This is a genomic window from Sporosarcina sp. D27 (genome assembly GCF_000586555.1).
In the GTDB taxonomy this organism is placed as follows: Bacteria; Bacillota; Bacilli; order Bacillales_A; family Planococcaceae; genus Sporosarcina.
Window position 1 is genome coordinate 171,025 of sequence record NZ_AZUC01000046.1, and the last position, 17,809, is coordinate 188,833.

The 17,809-nt window shown below is 40.2% G+C and carries 20 protein-coding genes; 12 read left to right on the plus strand and 8 right to left on the minus strand.

Annotated elements, in window-relative coordinates:
* Nucleotides 1-63 precede the first annotated feature (63 nt).
* The 10 genes from N693_RS0109060 to N693_RS0109105 all read left to right on the plus strand — a co-directional run bounded on the left by N693_RS0109060 (nt 64) and on the right by N693_RS0109105 (nt 7,764).
* Entirely contained in the window at nt 64-1,875 is a 1,812-nt protein-coding gene (locus tag N693_RS0109060) for a BlaR1 family beta-lactam sensor/signal transducer (protein WP_025784472.1), read from the plus strand.
* Nucleotides 1,856-2,239, plus strand: a complete 384-nt coding sequence (blaI, locus tag N693_RS0109065) for a penicillinase repressor BlaI (RefSeq protein WP_025784473.1) — start codon at nt 1,856-1,858, stop codon at nt 2,237-2,239. The genes N693_RS0109060 and blaI overlap by 20 nt, the downstream gene beginning before the upstream one ends.
* Before the next feature lie 149 nt (nt 2,240-2,388).
* The gene (locus tag N693_RS0109070; protein WP_025784474.1) at nt 2,389-2,952 is read left to right on the plus strand and encodes an NUDIX hydrolase; all 564 of its coding nucleotides are present in this window, start codon (nt 2,389-2,391) and stop codon (nt 2,950-2,952) included.
* A gap of 478 nt (nt 2,953-3,430) precedes the next feature.
* Nucleotides 3,431-3,970 (plus strand): sigma-70 family RNA polymerase sigma factor, encoded by a 540-nt coding sequence (locus tag N693_RS0109075; protein WP_025784475.1) that lies wholly within the window; start codon nt 3,431-3,433, stop codon nt 3,968-3,970.
* A complete protein-coding gene (locus tag N693_RS0109080) occupies nt 3,948-4,967 on the plus strand; it encodes a DUF4179 domain-containing protein (RefSeq protein ID WP_025784476.1) in 1,020 nt (339 codons plus the stop codon). The genes N693_RS0109075 and N693_RS0109080 overlap by 23 nt, the downstream gene beginning before the upstream one ends.
* Nucleotides 4,968-5,412: 445 nt before the next feature.
* Nucleotides 5,413-5,721 (plus strand): hypothetical protein, encoded by a 309-nt coding sequence (locus N693_RS0109085; protein WP_025784477.1) that lies wholly within the window; start codon nt 5,413-5,415, stop codon nt 5,719-5,721.
* Between the two features lie 11 nt (nt 5,722-5,732).
* On the plus strand, nt 5,733-6,152 hold the full coding sequence (locus tag N693_RS19085) for an HIT family protein (RefSeq protein WP_025784478.1): 420 nt from the start codon (nt 5,733-5,735) through the stop codon (nt 6,150-6,152).
* Between the two features lie 66 nt (nt 6,153-6,218).
* The gene (locus N693_RS19090; RefSeq protein WP_037593012.1) at nt 6,219-6,869 is read left to right on the plus strand and encodes an HAD family hydrolase; all 651 of its coding nucleotides are present in this window, start codon (nt 6,219-6,221) and stop codon (nt 6,867-6,869) included.
* Nucleotides 6,870-7,148: 279 nt separating this feature from the next.
* Nucleotides 7,149-7,307 carry a hypothetical protein gene (locus N693_RS20210; protein ID WP_156028898.1) on the plus strand — a complete coding sequence of 53 codons (159 nt, stop codon included), beginning with the start codon at nt 7,149-7,151 and terminating at the stop codon, nt 7,305-7,307.
* 148 nt (nt 7,308-7,455) lie between these two features.
* Nucleotides 7,456-7,764 carry a hypothetical protein gene (locus tag N693_RS0109105; RefSeq protein WP_025784479.1) on the plus strand — a complete coding sequence of 103 codons (309 nt, stop codon included), beginning with the start codon at nt 7,456-7,458 and terminating at the stop codon, nt 7,762-7,764.
* 138 nt (nt 7,765-7,902) lie between these two features.
* On the opposite strand, the gene N693_RS0109110 is transcribed toward N693_RS0109105, so the two are convergent.
* The 8 genes from N693_RS0109110 to efeO form a co-directional block, all read right to left on the minus strand.
* Nucleotides 7,903-8,757 (minus strand): ABC transporter permease, encoded by an 855-nt coding sequence (locus N693_RS0109110; RefSeq protein ID WP_025784480.1) that lies wholly within the window; start codon nt 8,755-8,757, stop codon nt 7,903-7,905.
* A complete protein-coding gene (locus N693_RS0109115; RefSeq protein WP_025784481.1) occupies nt 8,735-9,673 on the minus strand; it encodes an ABC transporter ATP-binding protein in 939 nt (312 codons plus the stop codon). Before N693_RS0109115 ends, N693_RS0109110 begins: the two co-directional genes overlap by 23 nt.
* The gene (locus N693_RS0109120) at nt 9,666-10,085 is read right to left on the minus strand and encodes a DUF3021 family protein (RefSeq protein ID WP_025784482.1); all 420 of its coding nucleotides are present in this window, start codon (nt 10,083-10,085) and stop codon (nt 9,666-9,668) included. The genes N693_RS0109115 and N693_RS0109120 overlap by 8 nt, the downstream gene beginning before the upstream one ends.
* Before the next feature lie 10 nt (nt 10,086-10,095).
* On the minus strand, nt 10,096-10,542 hold the full coding sequence (locus N693_RS0109125) for a LytTR family DNA-binding domain-containing protein (RefSeq protein ID WP_051508713.1): 447 nt from the start codon (nt 10,540-10,542) through the stop codon (nt 10,096-10,098).
* Nucleotides 10,543-10,735: 193 nt separating this feature from the next.
* Nucleotides 10,736-11,968, minus strand: coding sequence for a dicarboxylate/amino acid:cation symporter (locus tag N693_RS0109130; protein ID WP_025784484.1), 1,233 nt, complete (start codon nt 11,966-11,968; stop codon nt 10,736-10,738).
* A 113-nt stretch (nt 11,969-12,081) separates the two neighbouring features.
* Complete coding sequence (locus N693_RS0109135; RefSeq protein ID WP_025784485.1) at nt 12,082-13,836, minus strand: FTR1 family protein; 1,755 nt, start codon at nt 13,834-13,836, stop codon at nt 12,082-12,084.
* Entirely contained in the window at nt 13,811-15,079 is a 1,269-nt protein-coding gene (efeB, locus tag N693_RS0109140; RefSeq protein WP_025784486.1) for an iron uptake transporter deferrochelatase/peroxidase subunit, read from the minus strand. Before efeB ends, N693_RS0109135 begins: the two co-directional genes overlap by 26 nt.
* Nucleotides 15,080-15,086: 7 nt before the next feature.
* Nucleotides 15,087-15,938, minus strand: a complete 852-nt coding sequence (gene efeO, locus N693_RS0109145; RefSeq protein WP_025784487.1) for an iron uptake system protein EfeO — start codon at nt 15,936-15,938, stop codon at nt 15,087-15,089.
* A 240-nt stretch (nt 15,939-16,178) separates the two neighbouring features.
* Here efeO and N693_RS0109150 point away from each other — a divergent pair, with 240 nt between their 5' ends.
* The gene (locus tag N693_RS0109150) at nt 16,179-17,429 is read left to right on the plus strand and encodes a UV damage repair protein UvrX (protein WP_025784488.1); all 1,251 of its coding nucleotides are present in this window, start codon (nt 16,179-16,181) and stop codon (nt 17,427-17,429) included.
* Nucleotides 17,430-17,500: 71 nt separating this feature from the next.
* Nucleotides 17,501-17,794, plus strand: coding sequence for a YolD-like family protein (locus tag N693_RS0109155; RefSeq protein WP_253271173.1), 294 nt, complete (start codon nt 17,501-17,503; stop codon nt 17,792-17,794).
* Nucleotides 17,795-17,809 lie beyond the last annotated feature (15 nt).

The window sequence follows — 17,809 nt, forward strand, 5'->3', positions numbered from 1 at the left end:
TATAAATATGCTATATACCTGATTTTTTAAATTTAAAAATCAAGAGAGTTGGTGTTGAAGGACATGTTTTTAACTCATTTTATAATAGGTCTATTGGTGTCTTCATTTTCCGTTACCGTTATTCTACTCATACGAAAATGGTTTGGAAAACAACTAACCGCAAAATCGCACTATCATTTGTGGATGTTTCTTTTTATAGCTTTAACACTTCCATTCATACCTACTGATTTATTTAATTTTAGTTCTCTCTTTAGCGGTGCGGATGCATATCAGACTAATGCACTCAGTTCTAATGTGGAGAAAACTGGAACTGATATGATGCAGGGTCTACACCTGATACAAGACTTTTCTGTATCGGTCAATCGGCCGGACCTGTCCTTACTTAATATGGGAGTGATGGGATTATGGATGTTAGGGATGCTTTTATTTACCTTTACTATGGTTCGTGGATGGCTCACACTTAGAAGGATAAAGAATTATTCTTCTGCATTTTCCAATCAAGAAGTTCTCGTGCTTTTCGAAGAATGCAAGAAAAGACTAAAGATTAAAAAATCTATAAAGGTTGTTATTTCGAGAAGAGTCCAATCTCCAATGATATTTGGACTTTTTCAAACATATATCGTCATACCTTTTAAGCATGAAAACTGGCTTAGCTTGAAAGATTACGAGTATATCTTTCTTCATGAACTGAATCACTATAAAAACAAGGATCTGCTGACAAATTACATGATATTGTTCTATCAAACCATTTATTGGTTTAATCCCCTTGTCTGGCTTGCTTTTAGAGAAATGAGATTAGATCGGGAAATCGCATGTGATACATCTGTTTTACAGTTGCTAGATGATCATTCATTTATTGAATATGGAAATACAATCATTAATTTTTTGGATCTTTCAAAACAGTCAAGTGAGCTACAGTTAGTGACACAATTAAACGGTTCGAAGCTTCAAATCAAAAAACGAATTGAACAAATATCTGCTTATAAGCATTCTGCAAAAAAACCAATAAGAAAAAGCGTCTATATTTATGTGTTGGCGAGTATCATTTTGACAATCCAATTACCATTCGTTTCAGTATTTGCGACGGAAAATGACCGATACTATTTTAATAATGACGGAGCAGTTTATGAGGATTTAGATCGATTTTTTAAAGGGTATGAAGGAAGTTTTGTTTTATATAATCAAAACGCACAGCAATATCACATTTATAATGAAGAGAAAAGTACATTGCGGGTATCACCTGATTCGACATACAAAATCTATAGTGCCTTATTTGCTCTAGAATCAAATGTGATATCACCCGAAGAATCCACCCTTTCATGGGATGGTACGGAGCAGCCCTATAACGCTTGGAATATGGATCAAGATGTCTCATCTGCTTTACAAAAATCTGTAAGCTGGTATTTCCAAGAATTAGATCGTAGAACAGGATTTGAAACAATAAAATCCAATTTACAAGAGATAAACTATGGAAATTCTGATGTATCTGGGGGATTGGGTGAATTCTGGCACGAATCCTCATTAAAAATTTCTCCAGTCGAGCAAGTCCAACTGCTGCAAGCCTTTTATAACAATCAATTGGGATATAAGGAAATGCATATCCAAGCTGTGAAGGAAGCACTATTCTTAGAAAAGAATGAAGAGGCTCACCTATCAGGAAAAACAGGTACAGGAGCAGTGAATGGAAAAAACATCAATGGTTGGTTTATCGGGTATGTAGAGACGAAGAACAATACTTATTTCTTTGCTACCAATATACAAAATCAAGATGATTCATCTGGAAGCAAGGCGGCAGAAATTACATTATCAATTTTAAAAGATTTAGGAATCTATAATGAAAATGGAGAGAAGAAATATGGAGAAAAACATTCCTAGTATATCAGAATCAGAATGGGAAATCATGAACGTGCTTTGGGATAAAGCCCCTCAAACAGCGAATGACATCATACTATCCTTACAGGAGAGTACCGATTGGAAGCCGAAAACCATACGTACTCTTCTCGATCGATTGGTTCAAAAAGATGTAGTCGGTGTCAATAAAGATCTAAGAATTTACACCTTTTACCCGCTCTATACACAAGAAAAGTGTCAGCGTGCCGAGACCGAATCATTTATCAAGCGTATCTATGGAGGTACCCTGAAATCCATGCTTGTCCAATTCATTCAGGAAGATACCCTATCTGAAGATGATATCAATGAACTACGCTTTATTTTAAATAAGAAACCTAAAAAACAATAATATTAAAAAAGTTGATTTGGAATTACGAAGCAAGAAAAAACACAGTTTAATTAAAGAGCGTGATTCTGTTATAAGGATCACGACTTTTAAAGAGAAGATATATTTTCCGCAAAAGAGTGAAGAAAAAATAGTGAAATTTGGAGGCGACAATGAGCAAATGGAAAACAACAAGGACTGAGTATTTTCACAAAAGTCCATTCGGAAATATAAGAAAAGACAGTTGTGAACTTCCTAATGGTATTGTAATTAATGATTATTATGTAAATGAATATTCCGATTGGGTAAATGCAGTGGTGGTAACTAAAGAACACAAAATTGTTTTAGTGGAACAATACCGACATGCTGGAGGAGACTTTTTCATAGAAGTTCCTGCCGGAAAAAAAGAAGATAATGAAACGGAAGCGGAAGGTTTAGTCAGAGAAGTAAGGGAGGAGACAGGTTACATTTCTCTTAGAGAACCTATATTTTTAGGAGAATTTATGGTTAATCCGGCTACACAAAATAATAAGGTAAAGACTATCCTAATACTTGAAGCATTTAAAGCATATGAACAAGATTTGGATGATACCGAAGAAATAAAGATCACATTATTTGACTTTAATGAATTTGGAAATCATATACTGACAAACAAAATTAAAACACAATTATTTACTGCATCAGCTTATTTTATGGCTAAAAACTTTATTCTCGAAAATTCATTAGGAAAATCATGATGCCCCAAATCAGTTGTTTAATAAAAGTGGCACGATTGCTGGGTAGCTAAAAGGTGTCAATTTATCGTAGTGGAAGGTGGCGACTAATAGAGGATCAACGTGTGCCTTGAGACCCTGGATGGTGAAGCAGCCGAAATTTACCGGCTTGTATCGTTAGCAGGTGTGATTGTTTAAATATAAGCTCATAAGCCTAATTCTTCGCTTAAGATACAAAGGGGATAGGCTTTTTTACCTTTCAATATCCTCTCTTTTCTGACATTTCACACTCTTTATATTTTCATTGGTAAACTCATTGGCAACGGGTAGTAAATCCTGCGTGAAACGCTCGAAACAGAGGGGAAATGCGGTAAATTCTTATGGTGGTATTCAACTAATTCGCTATATTGTATTAACAAAACGACTTATTAAATTGTATTTTTTAAAAATTGCATCTATTTTCGACTGTCAACGCTCTAATATATAGGACGGTGAAAAGATAATGGATAGAGAGAAAAGAATTATACGTGCAATTGGAGGAGATAGGGAGGCGTTATTACATCTAATCCAGCAAGACAAACAGAAGCTTTACCGAACCGGTTATAGCTATGTGAAAAACAAACCTGATGCATTAGATGTCTTCCAACAGACTGTACTTTTAGCCATTGAGTCCATACATCAACTGAAACAGCCTAAGTATTTTTCGACATGGCTAATGAGAATTTGCATCAATGCATCCCTCGATGTACTACATAAGAAAAAGAAAATTGTATTGATGGATGACTTAAAAAATCAAACTTCAAGTAAACACAAAACGGGTTATGAAGAAAGAATGGATTTACTAAATGCGATTTATCAGTTAGATGAGAAATACAAAACTGTACTGATTTTAAAATTTTATGAGGACTTAACATTTGAGCAAATAGCCGAGTTACTTGAAGAACCACTTGGTACAGTAAAATCGAATGGTAAGAGGGGTTTGTCAAAACTCAAAACATTGTTAAAAGGAGTGTACGCAGATGATCGAGCAAAACCATTTTAAAGAAGCGCTGAATGAAATCCCGGTGCCCTCAGATGAGTTAGACTTGATTTTAGCTGATGCATTTGAAATTAAGAAAAAGAGAAAATTCCCATTCAAGAAAACCGTTGCTTATACAGCAGCTGTTGCGATTCTCTCTCTCTGTACGATTTCTTCAGCTTACGTCTCTCCTGCGTTTGCCAAGTTCGTGACGAAAATTCCTGTTGTCGGGGAAGCGTTTGATTATTTCATTTCACAAGAAGATTATTATGAAGCGTACGACCAAATCAGTACGGATGTCGGATTGCTTTCAACAAGTAACGGAATTGACCTCATTATTGAAAAAGCGTTTTACGATGGAAATGTAGTTTCACTTTCTTATGTAATTAAATCAGACTTAGACTTAGACTTAGGTAAATTTCCTACGTTTGAAAATGTGCCAACAATAGACAAGAAGATAAATAACGTGAGCTATGAAGGCGATTATATAAAGGGGATTGGCTATGTTGGAATGATGACTATGAAAAGTTTTGATGTTGTAGGAGACACAGTGAATGTGTTATGGGAACCGACAGCTATCGTTATAGACGAAAAAACAATTGAAGGCAATTGGAGTTTTGCCTTTTCTCTCAACGCTTTAGAAGGCACACATATCCCCATCAATAAACACGTTAGTACAGAAGGAGTAACGGTAGAATTAATCGATGCAGTGAAAACGGATGTCAATTTAACAATAAATTACTTACAAGACGTGAATCCTTCCGTTCATGACGATTGGATGGCAGTTGAAGCAGAGTTAGGTGCAATTGATAACTTAGGAAATGAATATCAAGTTCCCTATAATGGTGGAGTTGGAACTAAGGGAGGGGATTCGGGCGAAGACCTCACCTGGAATGCTACAGTTCACGGTCTGAATCCGGATGCAACTTCGATAACTTTCTATCCATTTGCACATTTGAGTAACAGTCAAACAGATTCTAAACGAATAGATTTCCAGCCAATTACTGTGGAATTGAAATAACCTCCATCTGCAATCTTGCATAGGGACACGCTGCCTAGATAATAGAGATAGGGAAAAATCCGGACTTTCAAATGGAGTTTCGGATTTTTTCTTTTCGTGTTTATAAAAATACAGCTGCCTAGTTGAGCAATCAAGTATCCACAAAGTTGCTACACCTTAAAGCTTATTCATGGAAGCTTGCACTTTTTTATTTCTAATTAACGATATGGAAATAGTTGGATCTGTGCTATAATTAGCGAAAAATAGAAAATTTGAAAATTGGTTATAATTATCCGCATTTCACATTATCTAAGCGCTTGATATAAAACTGCTTTCAAGTCTCAATGGATATCCATCGATAACAAGCGGTTAGCTGGAACTTTTGGGTAAGGTTTTAAGATGTGCAACAATTCCTGTTATAGAGGCAGTTCAATAACTATAGGATTCAATTGCGTAGGATTTTTTCATGCTGTTTCATCAGAGAAAGGCTGCTTTTGAAGCTTGGCCATCTCCTATTGAAAGTTTAGCGGGTGTTTTCAAGTCTATATGGGCTATTTTTTTAGGAATAGCTTTCTGGCAAAACGGAGAAGAGTTAATGTCAGGTCTAATGCTTTTCTTTGGTATACTGCTTTTTTATTACTTATTTATCATGCTAGATGCTAGTTTAGTAAAACGAGTAAGATTGCTCATGAAAGTGAAACCGATACCCTATATTACTAATCTTGAGACTTTAATTTTCTTCCTAATTTTAATGAGTTATATTACCTTTATATGAGGAGGATGAGGATGGAGAACTGCATATTCTGTGAAATCATCCATAAAAAAGTGGAAGCATATATCATTTATGAAAATGAACATGTGTGTTGCTTCTTAGATAAATCCCCAATAAATATAGGTCATATTTTGATAGTTCCTAAAACACATTCTCCAGAATTCCGTGATGTTGATGAGAAGAGTTTGAACGAAGTTATTAATACTGCTCAAAAAATGGCAAGAGTACTGGAAAATCTATTCCCCACAGATGGCATAACTGTTTTACAAGAAAACGGAATATTCAAAGATGTAGAGCACTATCATATGCATGTAATCCCAAGATATAAAGACGATGGGTTTTATTTGGTGGAACCCGAAAATGCAGAGAAACCAACAGACTTTATGGAGTTGAAGATAAAAATGCAAGCGTATCTTCATAAAGAAGTAATTTAAACTAGTCGTCTTTACACTTAAACTGAACATCTGACAGGAAATGGATTGGTAAAAGGAGAGAAATCAATGGTACAAGCACTTATTTTTGATATGGATGGCACTCTATTTCAAACGGACAAAATTTTAGAATTATCACTTGAGGATACGTTTAATCACTTACGGCGGCAAAATAAATGGGAGTCAAAAACCCCTATTGATAAATATCGTGAAATTATGGGAGTACCTTTACCAAAAGTATGGGAAACATTGTTGCCTAATCATTCTCTCGCAGAGAGAGAACAAACGGATGCTTATTTTCTAGAAAGATTAATTGAAAACATAAGAAGTGGGAACGGTGCTTTATATCCCAATGTAAGAGAGATTTTCGGTTTTTTAAAAGAGAATAACTGTTCGATTTACATAGCGAGTAATGGTCTAACTGAATATTTAAATGCAATTGTGACTTATTATAAATTGGATGATTGGGTTACTGAAACATTTAGTATTCAACAAATACAAACGTTGGATAAAGGAGATTTAGTAAAAACAATTGTAACAAAATATGATATACAGAAAGCTGCAGTAGTAGGAGACCGCCTATCTGATATTCAGGCAGCTAGAGATAACGGATTAATGGCAATCGGATGTAATTTTGATTTTGCAAAAGAAGATGAACTTGCTATGGCCGATTTGGTAATCGATGATTTAGTTGAGCTGAAAACAATAGTACCCTTATAGATACCGTGGAACGCGTATTGGAAATACAATTTTTCAACTCTTGAAAGACAGGTACAGACATATGAATACGAAACTGTTCATTTTACTATTAGTTGTGCTAGGTATTAATACGTTGAGATATGCTTCTTACCTTTTCGAAAGATCCACCAGCACCTATTATGTAGTACTCTTCATTATTAATTTACTTTGTTTGATGATCGTTGCATTTTCAAAAACTAAAAGTGGAAAAGTGAATAATTGATTGTGAAATTGACTTAGCAAACTGAAGGGGAGGATACGATGCTGCTTTACTGGCTATTAGGGGTAGCTCTTGTGTTTTTCATCATTACATACGGTGTTCGATATGGCATTGATACATCGAAACAAGTGAAAGCGATCAAAATGGAGCTTAGAGAAATCAAAAAACAATTAAAAGAAGTGAACAAAGATACAAAATAACAGTCTTTTATAACTGACCTAAGCTAGTTTTGGTTATCTTCAAAGAAATGCACCCTGAGTATTTGTTTATTTCGTTTGTCAAGAAAGAGCACAATTGCTTTCGTAATTTTCCATCGACGGTCCAGATCATCTTTCAAAGGAGAAAAATATGAAGGGGAAAATCACAGTACTATCATTTTTCTTCTTAATCTTGCTGTTTCTTTTATTTCGTTTTACTTTCTATGATCCTATTCTTGAAAGTACTACCCAAAACATTGAGGTGGTTAAAAAAGATAAAAATACTGATGAACAATGGATAATACTTTCTAATGACAAGCAAATTTACATTGAGGATTTAAGTATATGGGCTTTAATACAAGTTGATCAAAATTACACTATGAGTTATCATTTATCGAAAAAATCAAGTAGGTATAATTTAAAAACAATCGTTCCTGGAGATTATAATGGTCAATTTTAAATGGGATTGTTAAATGCTGTTGTAGAATTCCACCAAATAAAAATTATTGGATGCAGGCACAGTTGCTGTAGGAAGCACTGTGCCTGCATCCTTCTCGTTTTCATTGCGGTATGAATGGGCGCTGGATAATGTCCTGTGTTAAGACCGCTTCCTCTTCAGTAATACAACAGCCAATATAGAGAAAAAAACAGCTATGCCTATTAAATAGAGAACGCTGAACGTTGGTGAAGTAAGGGAGCCATTTATTTCATAAAACACGCCCATATCCTTCAAGAATTCGTGCTTGGCTGACTCCGGTGCTTGTGCAAATGTTTCTTGCAGTGGTTGCTCCATCAGAATTTGACGGAATAACGCAGCGGAATGCGAGGTGGGGAATAGTTTAATTATGATTTGCAAGTATGCTGGTAGATTTCCAATGGGAATATAAATACCTGCAAGAAAACCAAGCAGTGTTCCTATGACAGTACTGGCAGCAGCAAAAGCTTTGACGGTTTTGAAAAAAGAAACGAGCAGTAAAATCATAGAGCTGCTTGAAATCACGGACAAACCGATCACCCCGACAACTTTAAACAATTGGATATAGGTTAGCATTTCGTCACCCGAGAAAAAGAAAATAGCATTTGCAGTCAGTAGGACGAGCAGACACATGATGAAACCGACGAAGATTGAACTCATCACATAGCCGCCAAAAAGAGATGATCTTTTAATTGGAGAAGCATAGAAGTCCAGATCGGCCTCCGTCGAACGATCTTCTACCATGGTCCCAAAAGCGCCCAGCGTCGTAGTGACTGAAGTAACTGCTAAAATTCCAGCAAAGATCCATGACAGAAGGAGCCATTTTTTAGCAAGGAAATCAGGAAGGCTGTCTGAGATTAAATTCCCTAGAAATGTTCCGTATAGGACGACCAGGATGATGACAGCAAGTAGAGAAAAGAATAGCGCACTCTTATCTCGGAAATACAGAAGTATATTACGCTTCGTAACAGCCATCATGATGTATATCATCCTTTCCGTTATGGATTTGGATGAACACATCATCCAGACTGGATTTTTGTACTTCAAATGAATCGATTAGTTCTTCGTATTTCGCCAGTAATACAATGGCATCGGTTGTTTTCTCGAGCTGGATCAGGAAGGTGGAGTGTTCTTCGGTGAAGGCTAGCTTATCTGTCTGAAATTGACTGCGTAATTGTGCGGGATTCTTTGCTATGATCATTAAACGGTTGGCAGAATATTGGGACTTTAGATAATGCGGCGTCCCCTTGGCAATAATTTCTCCTTCTTTCATGACAACCACAAAATTGGAATTGGCAGCTTCTTCAATATAGTGTGTCGTTAGAAAAACCGTCATATTGGTCTTGCGCTGCAATTCCAGAATGGTATTCCAAATCTGTTTCCGGTTTTGCGGATCAAGACCTGTCGTAGGTTCATCCAACAGCAAGATTTTAGGTTGATGCAGCAAGCCTCTGGCAATATCCACTCTTCGCTTCTGTCCACCTGATAATTTACCGTAGCGACGCTGCATGATAGAAGATATATCGACAGTATCAGCAACGCGATCGATTGCCGCTAGCCTTTCCTCCTTCGTCATCTTATACAGCCGTGCGCGGTAATCCAAATTCTCCTTAACCGTCAGAAGGGGATCCAATATGCTTTGCTGAAATACAACACCTATTTCATTACGTATTGCGTCATCATCTTTTCCTACCGTTAAGCCGTTTACCTTCACTACTCCTGCATCTTGTTTTAATAGAGTCAGCAGAATAGAAATTGTTGTAGACTTACCAGCTCCGTTTGTACCGAGAAATGAAAACAGGCTTCCTTCCTCCACATAGAAGCTGACATCTTTCACTGCCTCCATAGCACCGAACGACTTGAATAAGTGGTGCACCTCAATAATTTTAGACATTTGACCCTCTCCGTCTCTGCTCGGCAATCGCTTGATTGATTGCCTTTTCAGCCATCTTGTTATTTAAATAGACCATCAGAATGACAAATGTGTATGCACATATCCCACACAATGCGACCGTTCCAATATAAAAAGCACGGAACGGATACACCCCGAAAAATGCACCTGCAAGGATTAACACTATAAGAACACAGATCAGCTCAATTAAATGAACGAGCAGCGGTTGCTCAACGGGCAGTTTATGAGAAAGAAATATTAGCAAGGTAATAAGACAGGATATGATAAACAAGTAGATCGTGATTTCTTCTGTCAGCGGCGGAAAGATGTTGAGCGCCCTAAACAAATAATAGAAGATAGAGCTGAAAGTGAAGGCGAAACAAGCTGCACCTATATAGATAATTAAGCGATTCATTCAAGTCACCTCATCCTAAAAAATGTTTTCGAAATGATTTTACATAATGCCGATTCACAATGACTTTTTCACCGTTCGATAAATGCGCTTCGAATCGACCGTTCATTAGAGCTTTTACACTCTCAATCTTGGACGTATTCACAATGAAATTTTTACTGATCCTCATGAACCTCGTATCTTTCAGCTGTTCTTCGAACTCATATAGTTTCTTGTCGCTTTCATAGACGTCTTCATCGGTATAGAGGAAAGCAGTGTCATTCACGGATTCAATGTACAGCAAATGATCGGTTACTAAAGGATAGGTAATGCCATCCTTCTTTCCCTGAACGGAAAACATCATTTGATTAATCTGATGAATCAAAGGAGACAAAGTTTCGTCTACTTCAGGGCAATTAATGATAATTTCAATGTCTGTAAAATCTTCGGATTCATTTATTTTTAGTCGAATCGGACTCACCTCGAAGTTCTAATCTTTGATGAATCGTACCATTTCACCAGATGGAGAACAATACAATTTCGGTGTGTTGCATGTAACGCAGGGTAACTTGCATATGAACATAAAAGTAATCCTGGAAAACAAAAAAAGACCGCCAATTCAAACTGAATTAGCGATCTTTTTATTCTGGGTTCATTTTAAAATGTCAGGCTTTTCAAGTCGTCGCGCGTTTCTTTTCCGAACTATCTACCACGACTGCACCTACGATGTCTCCAACAACGTTTGAAGCAGATCCACCCATTCCTATGATAGCGTCTACGCCTGCGATGAGGGCGACGATTTCAAGTGGCAGGTCGAACATCGTCAATACCGCTGCCAGCGTCACTAGTCCTGCAGCAGGAACACCAGAGGTTCCAATCGAGAGCAATGTCCCCACAATGACGATCAGGAAGAAGCTAGATACAGAAAGGTTGAGATTTGTTATGTTCGCAGCAAAAACGATTGATACACCCATTCTAAGGGCACCACCATCTGAATTGAACACCGCTCCGAGAGGGAGTGCAAAGTTTGCTGTACGCTCAGATACTCCTGCTTTTCGTGCTGATTTGATGGCAATCGGCAGCGACGCGATACTGCTGGATGTGAAGAAGGCCGTGGTATACGCTTCTTTCGTCGACTTAAAGAAATCCATTACGGAATTTCCAGACAAGCGAAGGAATCCTGTATAGACGAATACCCATAGCAGAATAATTCCGAGGTAAAAGACTCCTGTGAATGTAAGAAGAGACTTGAACGTGTCCCAGCCTTGACTACCGAATGCAGTTGCACTAATAGCGAATACTCCAATCGGTGCATACTGCAAGACGCCCGTAAGGAGTTTTGAAAACATTTCTTTCAGTGCAATAATTACTTTGTCCAACAATTGACCATGTTTTTGCATTTCTTTATCCGCCGAAAACTTCATTGCCGAGATGGCAAGACCAATAATGACTGCTATAAAAATAATTCCCATTACATTACCGCCAGAAAAGGCCTCAAATATATTGGACGGAACCATTTGCAATAAGACATCCGAGAAGTTTGGTGCTGCTGGTGTCTCCACTTTTGTATCAGGAAGTGTTAAATACTGACCCGGTTGGAACAACAGGGCGAGTCCAACACCGATTCCTACTGCAGCCGCAGTGGTGACCGTGTAGTAGAGAATGAGCTTCCAGCCTATGCGACCAAGTTGTTTCATGTTCATCTGATTGACAGCAAGGACAACCGTTAAAAAAACCACAGGGATGGCGACTAGGCTAAGTAAATTGATTAGTAATGTCCCCAGTGGTTGAAATAAAGACATTTTTTGTCCGAATACGAGACCGCTCACAATTCCTGCGATAAATCCGATGGACATTTTTAAAACAAATGAGCTGTCGCGATAACCACGCCATATTTTCGATAACATCAGTTTTCTCCTATTCATATATATTGATTGCGCTAGCGAAGTGTACATTAAGTTGGAAGTTTTGGTCAATATCTATGCTTAAGTTTTTGTCGAATATTGAAAACACCGCTTCCTTAAGAGGAAACGGCATTTCGAGCAGGCAATCGTTTTTTGATCGCAAACATTGTCACTACTGTTACTACTAACACCAGCTGACCTGCAATCGTTTCCCATGTCGGATAGAATCCAATCGCAGACATGACAGGAAGTCCATCCACAATGGAAGTAGGGAAGACGTCCGTCAACTGGAGCGTATGGATGCTCACGCCGATAATTTTGAAGGCGAGTGCATAGATGAAAACCGTCGCAACCGCAAACAACCGATGAATTGGAATGCGGCTTCCGGCTTTCAGTAGCACGACAGCAACAGCAACCAATATGATTAATGCTACCGCGATGCCGAGTAGAAACTCGGACAATTTCATGTTCGGCGCAATTCCTACATAGAACACGACGGTTTCTGCACCTTCACGGAATACTGTCAAGAAACTGAGCAATCCAATCGCCCAAGCGCTTTTACTGGAAACGGCTGTCCCCATTTGACGCGCGATGTAGTCATTCCATGCGCTTATAGACGATTTGCGGTGAAGCCATGCGCCCATTCCAATCATCATGGCAGCTGCAGCGAGTCCAATTACACCTTCCATGATTTCACGGCTGCTTCCAATCGTCACGGAGTTAAGGATGGTTGTCATCAGGACTGCTGCAACGATACTTGCGACAATTCCTACGGATGAACCTATATAGATCCATTTAGCAAGCTGAGGTTGTCCGGCTTTCTTCAGGAATGCAACCAGGCCGATAATGATAAGCAGAGCCTCTAATCCTTCTCGCAGTAAAATAAGTGCTGAATCCCAAAATGTATACGACGTGCTTTCTTTGACGAGTTCAATCTGCTGTTGCAGACTGGCGATGTCACCTGATATTTTTTTACTATCTGCATTTTCACTCGTAAGTTTTCCTGCAAGCAATGGTACTTGACTTTCAATCTTCGTGTAAAGCGCCGCATCTTTTGTACGGATTTGACCTTCTACGTTTGGCCAGCTTGTGATGAATTCACGGAGTTTTGAAACCGCTGTATCCGCATCATCTTCAGCAAGTGCCGCACGACTGTCTGCCAAAAGGGAAGTCAGCGTGTCCAACGAGTCATCGGTAACAGGAGCGGAACCTTGAGCCGTTTCACCTGCTGCAAATGATGTAATTGCCTGTTCAAGAGCAGTGTATGTCTGCTCGAGATCCGTTTGACTTGGAGAATCTTCTGCAAGTGAAATTCGCAAGAACGCCATTTGAGTTTCAATCGTTCCGTAAGCCGCGATACTTTGTTCGCGGACTGGACGTTCGTTACGTGTCCAAGTAGCTAGAAACTTCTTTTCAGAAGCTCGTATTGCTTCCGTATCGCCTGAATGAATGGCGTCTCCTAGTTTTTCAAGATCTGGAGTAACTGCCTTTTCAAACGCAAGACGTTCCGCTTGTTCATCTACTGGATTTTCAGCTTTCTCCAATGCATGTAATGCTTTTGACAGTGCTGTTAATGCTTCAAGACGCTGTGCAGGTCCTTTTGACTGTTCTGCTTCTCTCAGCGCACTCTCGACTTGCTTACTTTCTTTTGCAGAGTGTTCTTGTTGTTGCCATGTAGTGTTGAATTCTTCCAATGCTGTATCCGCAGCTAGCTTATCGTCTTGCTTTGACGCCATGATGGCATCGCCAATTGCAATATACAAGTCACTATAAGAAGGTGACTCCGCCTGGACAAGTGATGCCGGTAAAAGAGACAAAAGCAGGACTGCGATGAGCAGTACCTGCTTACAAAATTTTGAATAACGATTCACCGATATAGCTTCCTTTCTGGACACCAGGGAAGCAGGCAAACAAAGCACTGCCACGGTGTGTGATGTATTCATTCAATTTATCAACACGGCCGAAACTTTTTTGGATGGCGATAAATTGCTCCGGATCTTTTTGATAGGAGATGAACAGCAAACCTGCATCGTATGCACCGGTTGCATCCATTGTCCCTGAAGAGTAGGAGAAAGAACGTCTATGAATTTGTGTTTTCGCTTCTTTTGCAAGCCGTACGTGTGAATCGACAGGAATCACAGGTGCACCTGACGCATCTTTCTGCTCAAGCGGCACTTCATCGTGTTCGCCTTTTAATCCGATAGGAGCACCTGTTTCGCGGTGACGACCGAATGTTGCTTCTTGCTCCCCGAGTGCCGTCCTGTCCCACGTTTCTAAGTGCATCTGAATACGGCGGACTGCCATATAGCTGCCTCCAGCAAGCCAACCTTGAGATTTGCCCGGTTGTACCCAGACGACGTCATTCATCGCTTGTTTACTCGCAACATCGGGTCCTGCTGTGCCGTCTTTAAAGGCAAATAAGTTACGCGGTGTTTCGCGTTTCTTGTTTTTTTCAGGGAATGAGTTGAATCCTGCTTGTGACCATTTCAAACGTACTTTTCCGGAAGCGGCGCGAATCAGGTTACGCACTGCATGAAACGCAACTTGGGGATCTTCTGCACATGCCTGAATGCATATATCGCCTCCCGTGTAAGTGGGATCGAGCTGATCTTTTGGGAAATGGGGGAGATCTTTGAGTTCTGTAGGACGTTTCGATGAAAGTCCTAGCTCTTTTTTATCAAACAGGGAAGGCCCGACCCCGAAGGTCAACGTGAGACCAGATGCATCGAGTCCACCTGCTTCGCCTGTATCTTTCGCTGGAATGAAACCGTTAGTTGAGAGTTCACCAATAGGTTCGCCGTTCATTAAACGAACGGCCATCGGCGTCCACTGCTGGAATAACTTTTTTAGTTCTGTCTGAGAGTTGACGAGGACTTCGAGTGACGCAAAATAGACGTGAGTTTGCACAGGCGTAATGATGCCAGGTTGATGCGAACCGTAAAAGTTCACTTTGTTTTTGGTTGTCGGGTTGTCATCCACTGTTGTCATTCCAAACACATTGAGAAGACCCCCGAGTCCAGATACGCCTATTGCTGCACCAGCAGCTCCTGCGCCCGTTAGCTTTAACATTTGACGTCGGGAGATTTTCTTCTCAAACAACTTTTCTTCTGCCATTAGATTCTCACTCCATTACGATGCCCATCATGCTCAATGGTTCACCGAGTTGATTGACCGCATCTGCTAATTGCTTCGTGTCTTCTTTCGTCAATTCTTCGTAAGAAACATAACCGCCGTTTCCATCTTCGTGTTTTGCAAGAAGTCCATTCAATGTTGAGAATTTATTCGTTAAGTCTGTCGCAAGTTGCGCATCCTTTTGTTTGATGACCGCTTCGAAAATATGGAAGATTTCTTCTGCACCTTCAACATTTGCTTTGAAATCGTATAGATCGGTGTGAGAAAAGATTTCCTCTTCCCCTGTAATTTTTGATGTCGAGACTTCGTTTAACAAGTCGACTGCTCCTGTAATCATTAGGTCCGCACCGACTTCAACCGTTTCCACCCGAGCACGCAATTCTTTTGCATCTTTCAACAACTGATCGGCAACTTCTTCGTAGCCTTCTGTTGTATTGTCCACCCATAGACCGTATTCAATCTTATGGTAACCAGACCATTGTTCTTCACCTTGACCTTCTTCTTCCAAGTCTGCAAGACGTGCGTCAATACGAGGATCGAGGTCACCAAAACTTTCTGCAATCGGCTCGGAACGTTCAAAGTACATACGGGCAAGGGGATAGATCGCTTTTGCGTCCTCAAGTCTACCTTCTTTTACGGCACTGACAAACTTGTCTGTTTCCACAACAAACTGGTCCATTTGCTCCAAAGCAAATTGTTTATATGCATCCGTTTCTTGTTGAAGATCAGTCGGAGCTACAGTTTCTGCTGATTCTTTCTCAGTTGTTGCTTTATCGGAACCGCATCCGGAGAGGATGAGGCCAGTTGCGAGTAGTGAAGTGAGCAGGGCATGTGATTTCATAAGATAGTTTCCTACTTTCAGTCTTTTTCTCAATGATAATCATTATCAGCGTGTTGAGTCAACTGTTTTTTGCATGAAGGGGTGGCAATTTCATGTCAGTTTCCCATTGATCAAAAATAAATTATGACGGGTTACGGAGCGGAATCTCAATGTCTCACTGAAACTGTAAGATAATGGCTGTTGTATAACGAGTTTGTTCGTCATACAATAAGGGAACAGGTGTTCTTAGGGGGAGACATTATGAATCAATTGCCTGAACGTAAAATTATTTGTATCGACATGCGTAGCTTTTACGCGAGTTGTGCAGCCGCCATTGAAGGACTGGATGTAATGGAAACGCCAATCGCGATTATTGGGAACAAAGAGCGAAAAGGAGGCGTTGTGTTGGCAGCATCCCCTCCACTCAAAAAACGATTTGGCATTAAGACAGGGATGCGTCTTTTTGAGATCCCAGACGATCCCTCCATACAACTGATTGAACCCAAGATGGAGTTTTATATAAAGGTTTCGATGGAAATCACTCATTTGTTGAACCAATATGTCCCAAAAGAAGCGATTCACGTGTATAGCATTGATGAAAGTTTTGTTAACTTGGATGGAACGGAGAAACTTTGGGGACCCGCAAGAGAAACCGTGGCCCGCATTCAGGATGATTTACTTCGCCAATTCCAACTGCAATCCGCATGTGGGATGGGGCCAAACATGTTGCTGTCTAAACTTGCACTGGATTTGGAAGCAAAGAAAACCGGGTTTGCTCACTGGGGTTATGAGGATGTGCCAACGAAATTATGGCCTATCGCGCCGCTTAGTGAGATGTGGGGGATTGGAAGAAGAACTGAACACACGCTAAATGAAATGGGAATTTACTCCGTTGGCGATCTCGCGCACTCGTCTCTAGTCCAGCTGGAAGAGAAGTTCGGTGTTATGGGGAATCAGCTTTACCATCATGCACACGGGATCGATCTGTCTGATCTCGGTGCGCCTCTGATTGAGGGGCAAGTCAGCTACGGTAAAGGGCAAATTCTTTTCCGGGATTATTTTCGCCGTGAGGATGTGCTTGCCGTGGTGCTAGAAATGTGTGAAGACGTTGCGATGCGTGCTCGCACTGCGAGGCGCGCCGGTCGGACGGTCCACTTATCCGTTGGCTACTCTAAAAATGCGTTAGGTGGCGGGTTTAGCCGTTCCAAATCCCTTATAGAAGAGACGAACGATACGATGAAGATTTACAAGCTCTGTACAGAGCTGTTCGATACATTTCACGATGGACGCCCCGTCCGCCAACTGTCGTTGAGCTTATCCAATCTAGTTGAGGAACATTCAATGCAACTGAGCTTGTTTGACCAGCATAAATGGAAGAAACGAAAGCTTGGTGAGACGGTGGATGAACTCCGAAGTAAATACGGATCAGCTGCCGTTTTACGTGCTGTATCGTATACCGATGCAGGGACAGCACGCCACCGAGCAGGACTGATTGGTGGACATGTGAAATAACGGATAGGTAATGGACGAAAGGAGAGAGTACGATGTTACGAGACCGTGGAAAAATTAAATGGACGGCGCTGATGCTACCGGAACACGTCGAGCGGTTGCGCGCATGGCAAGCAGAAGATACACAACCAGTTAGAAGTGAACCTGACGAGCAGCAACTGGAGGAGTGGAATTACATCATCGCTGCCGCCATGGAAACTCATCGAGCCATCACCATCACGCATTGGCAAACCGGTAAACCCGAGTGCGATGACTTTTACGTTCATTGTCTAGAACCAGAGAGAAAGCAGCTACGCGTTGTGACGATTGATGGGGTGGCACGCATTCTTTCGCTTCTCGACATTGAAACTATTTCTGAAATCGGATAATTCGAAACAAACACT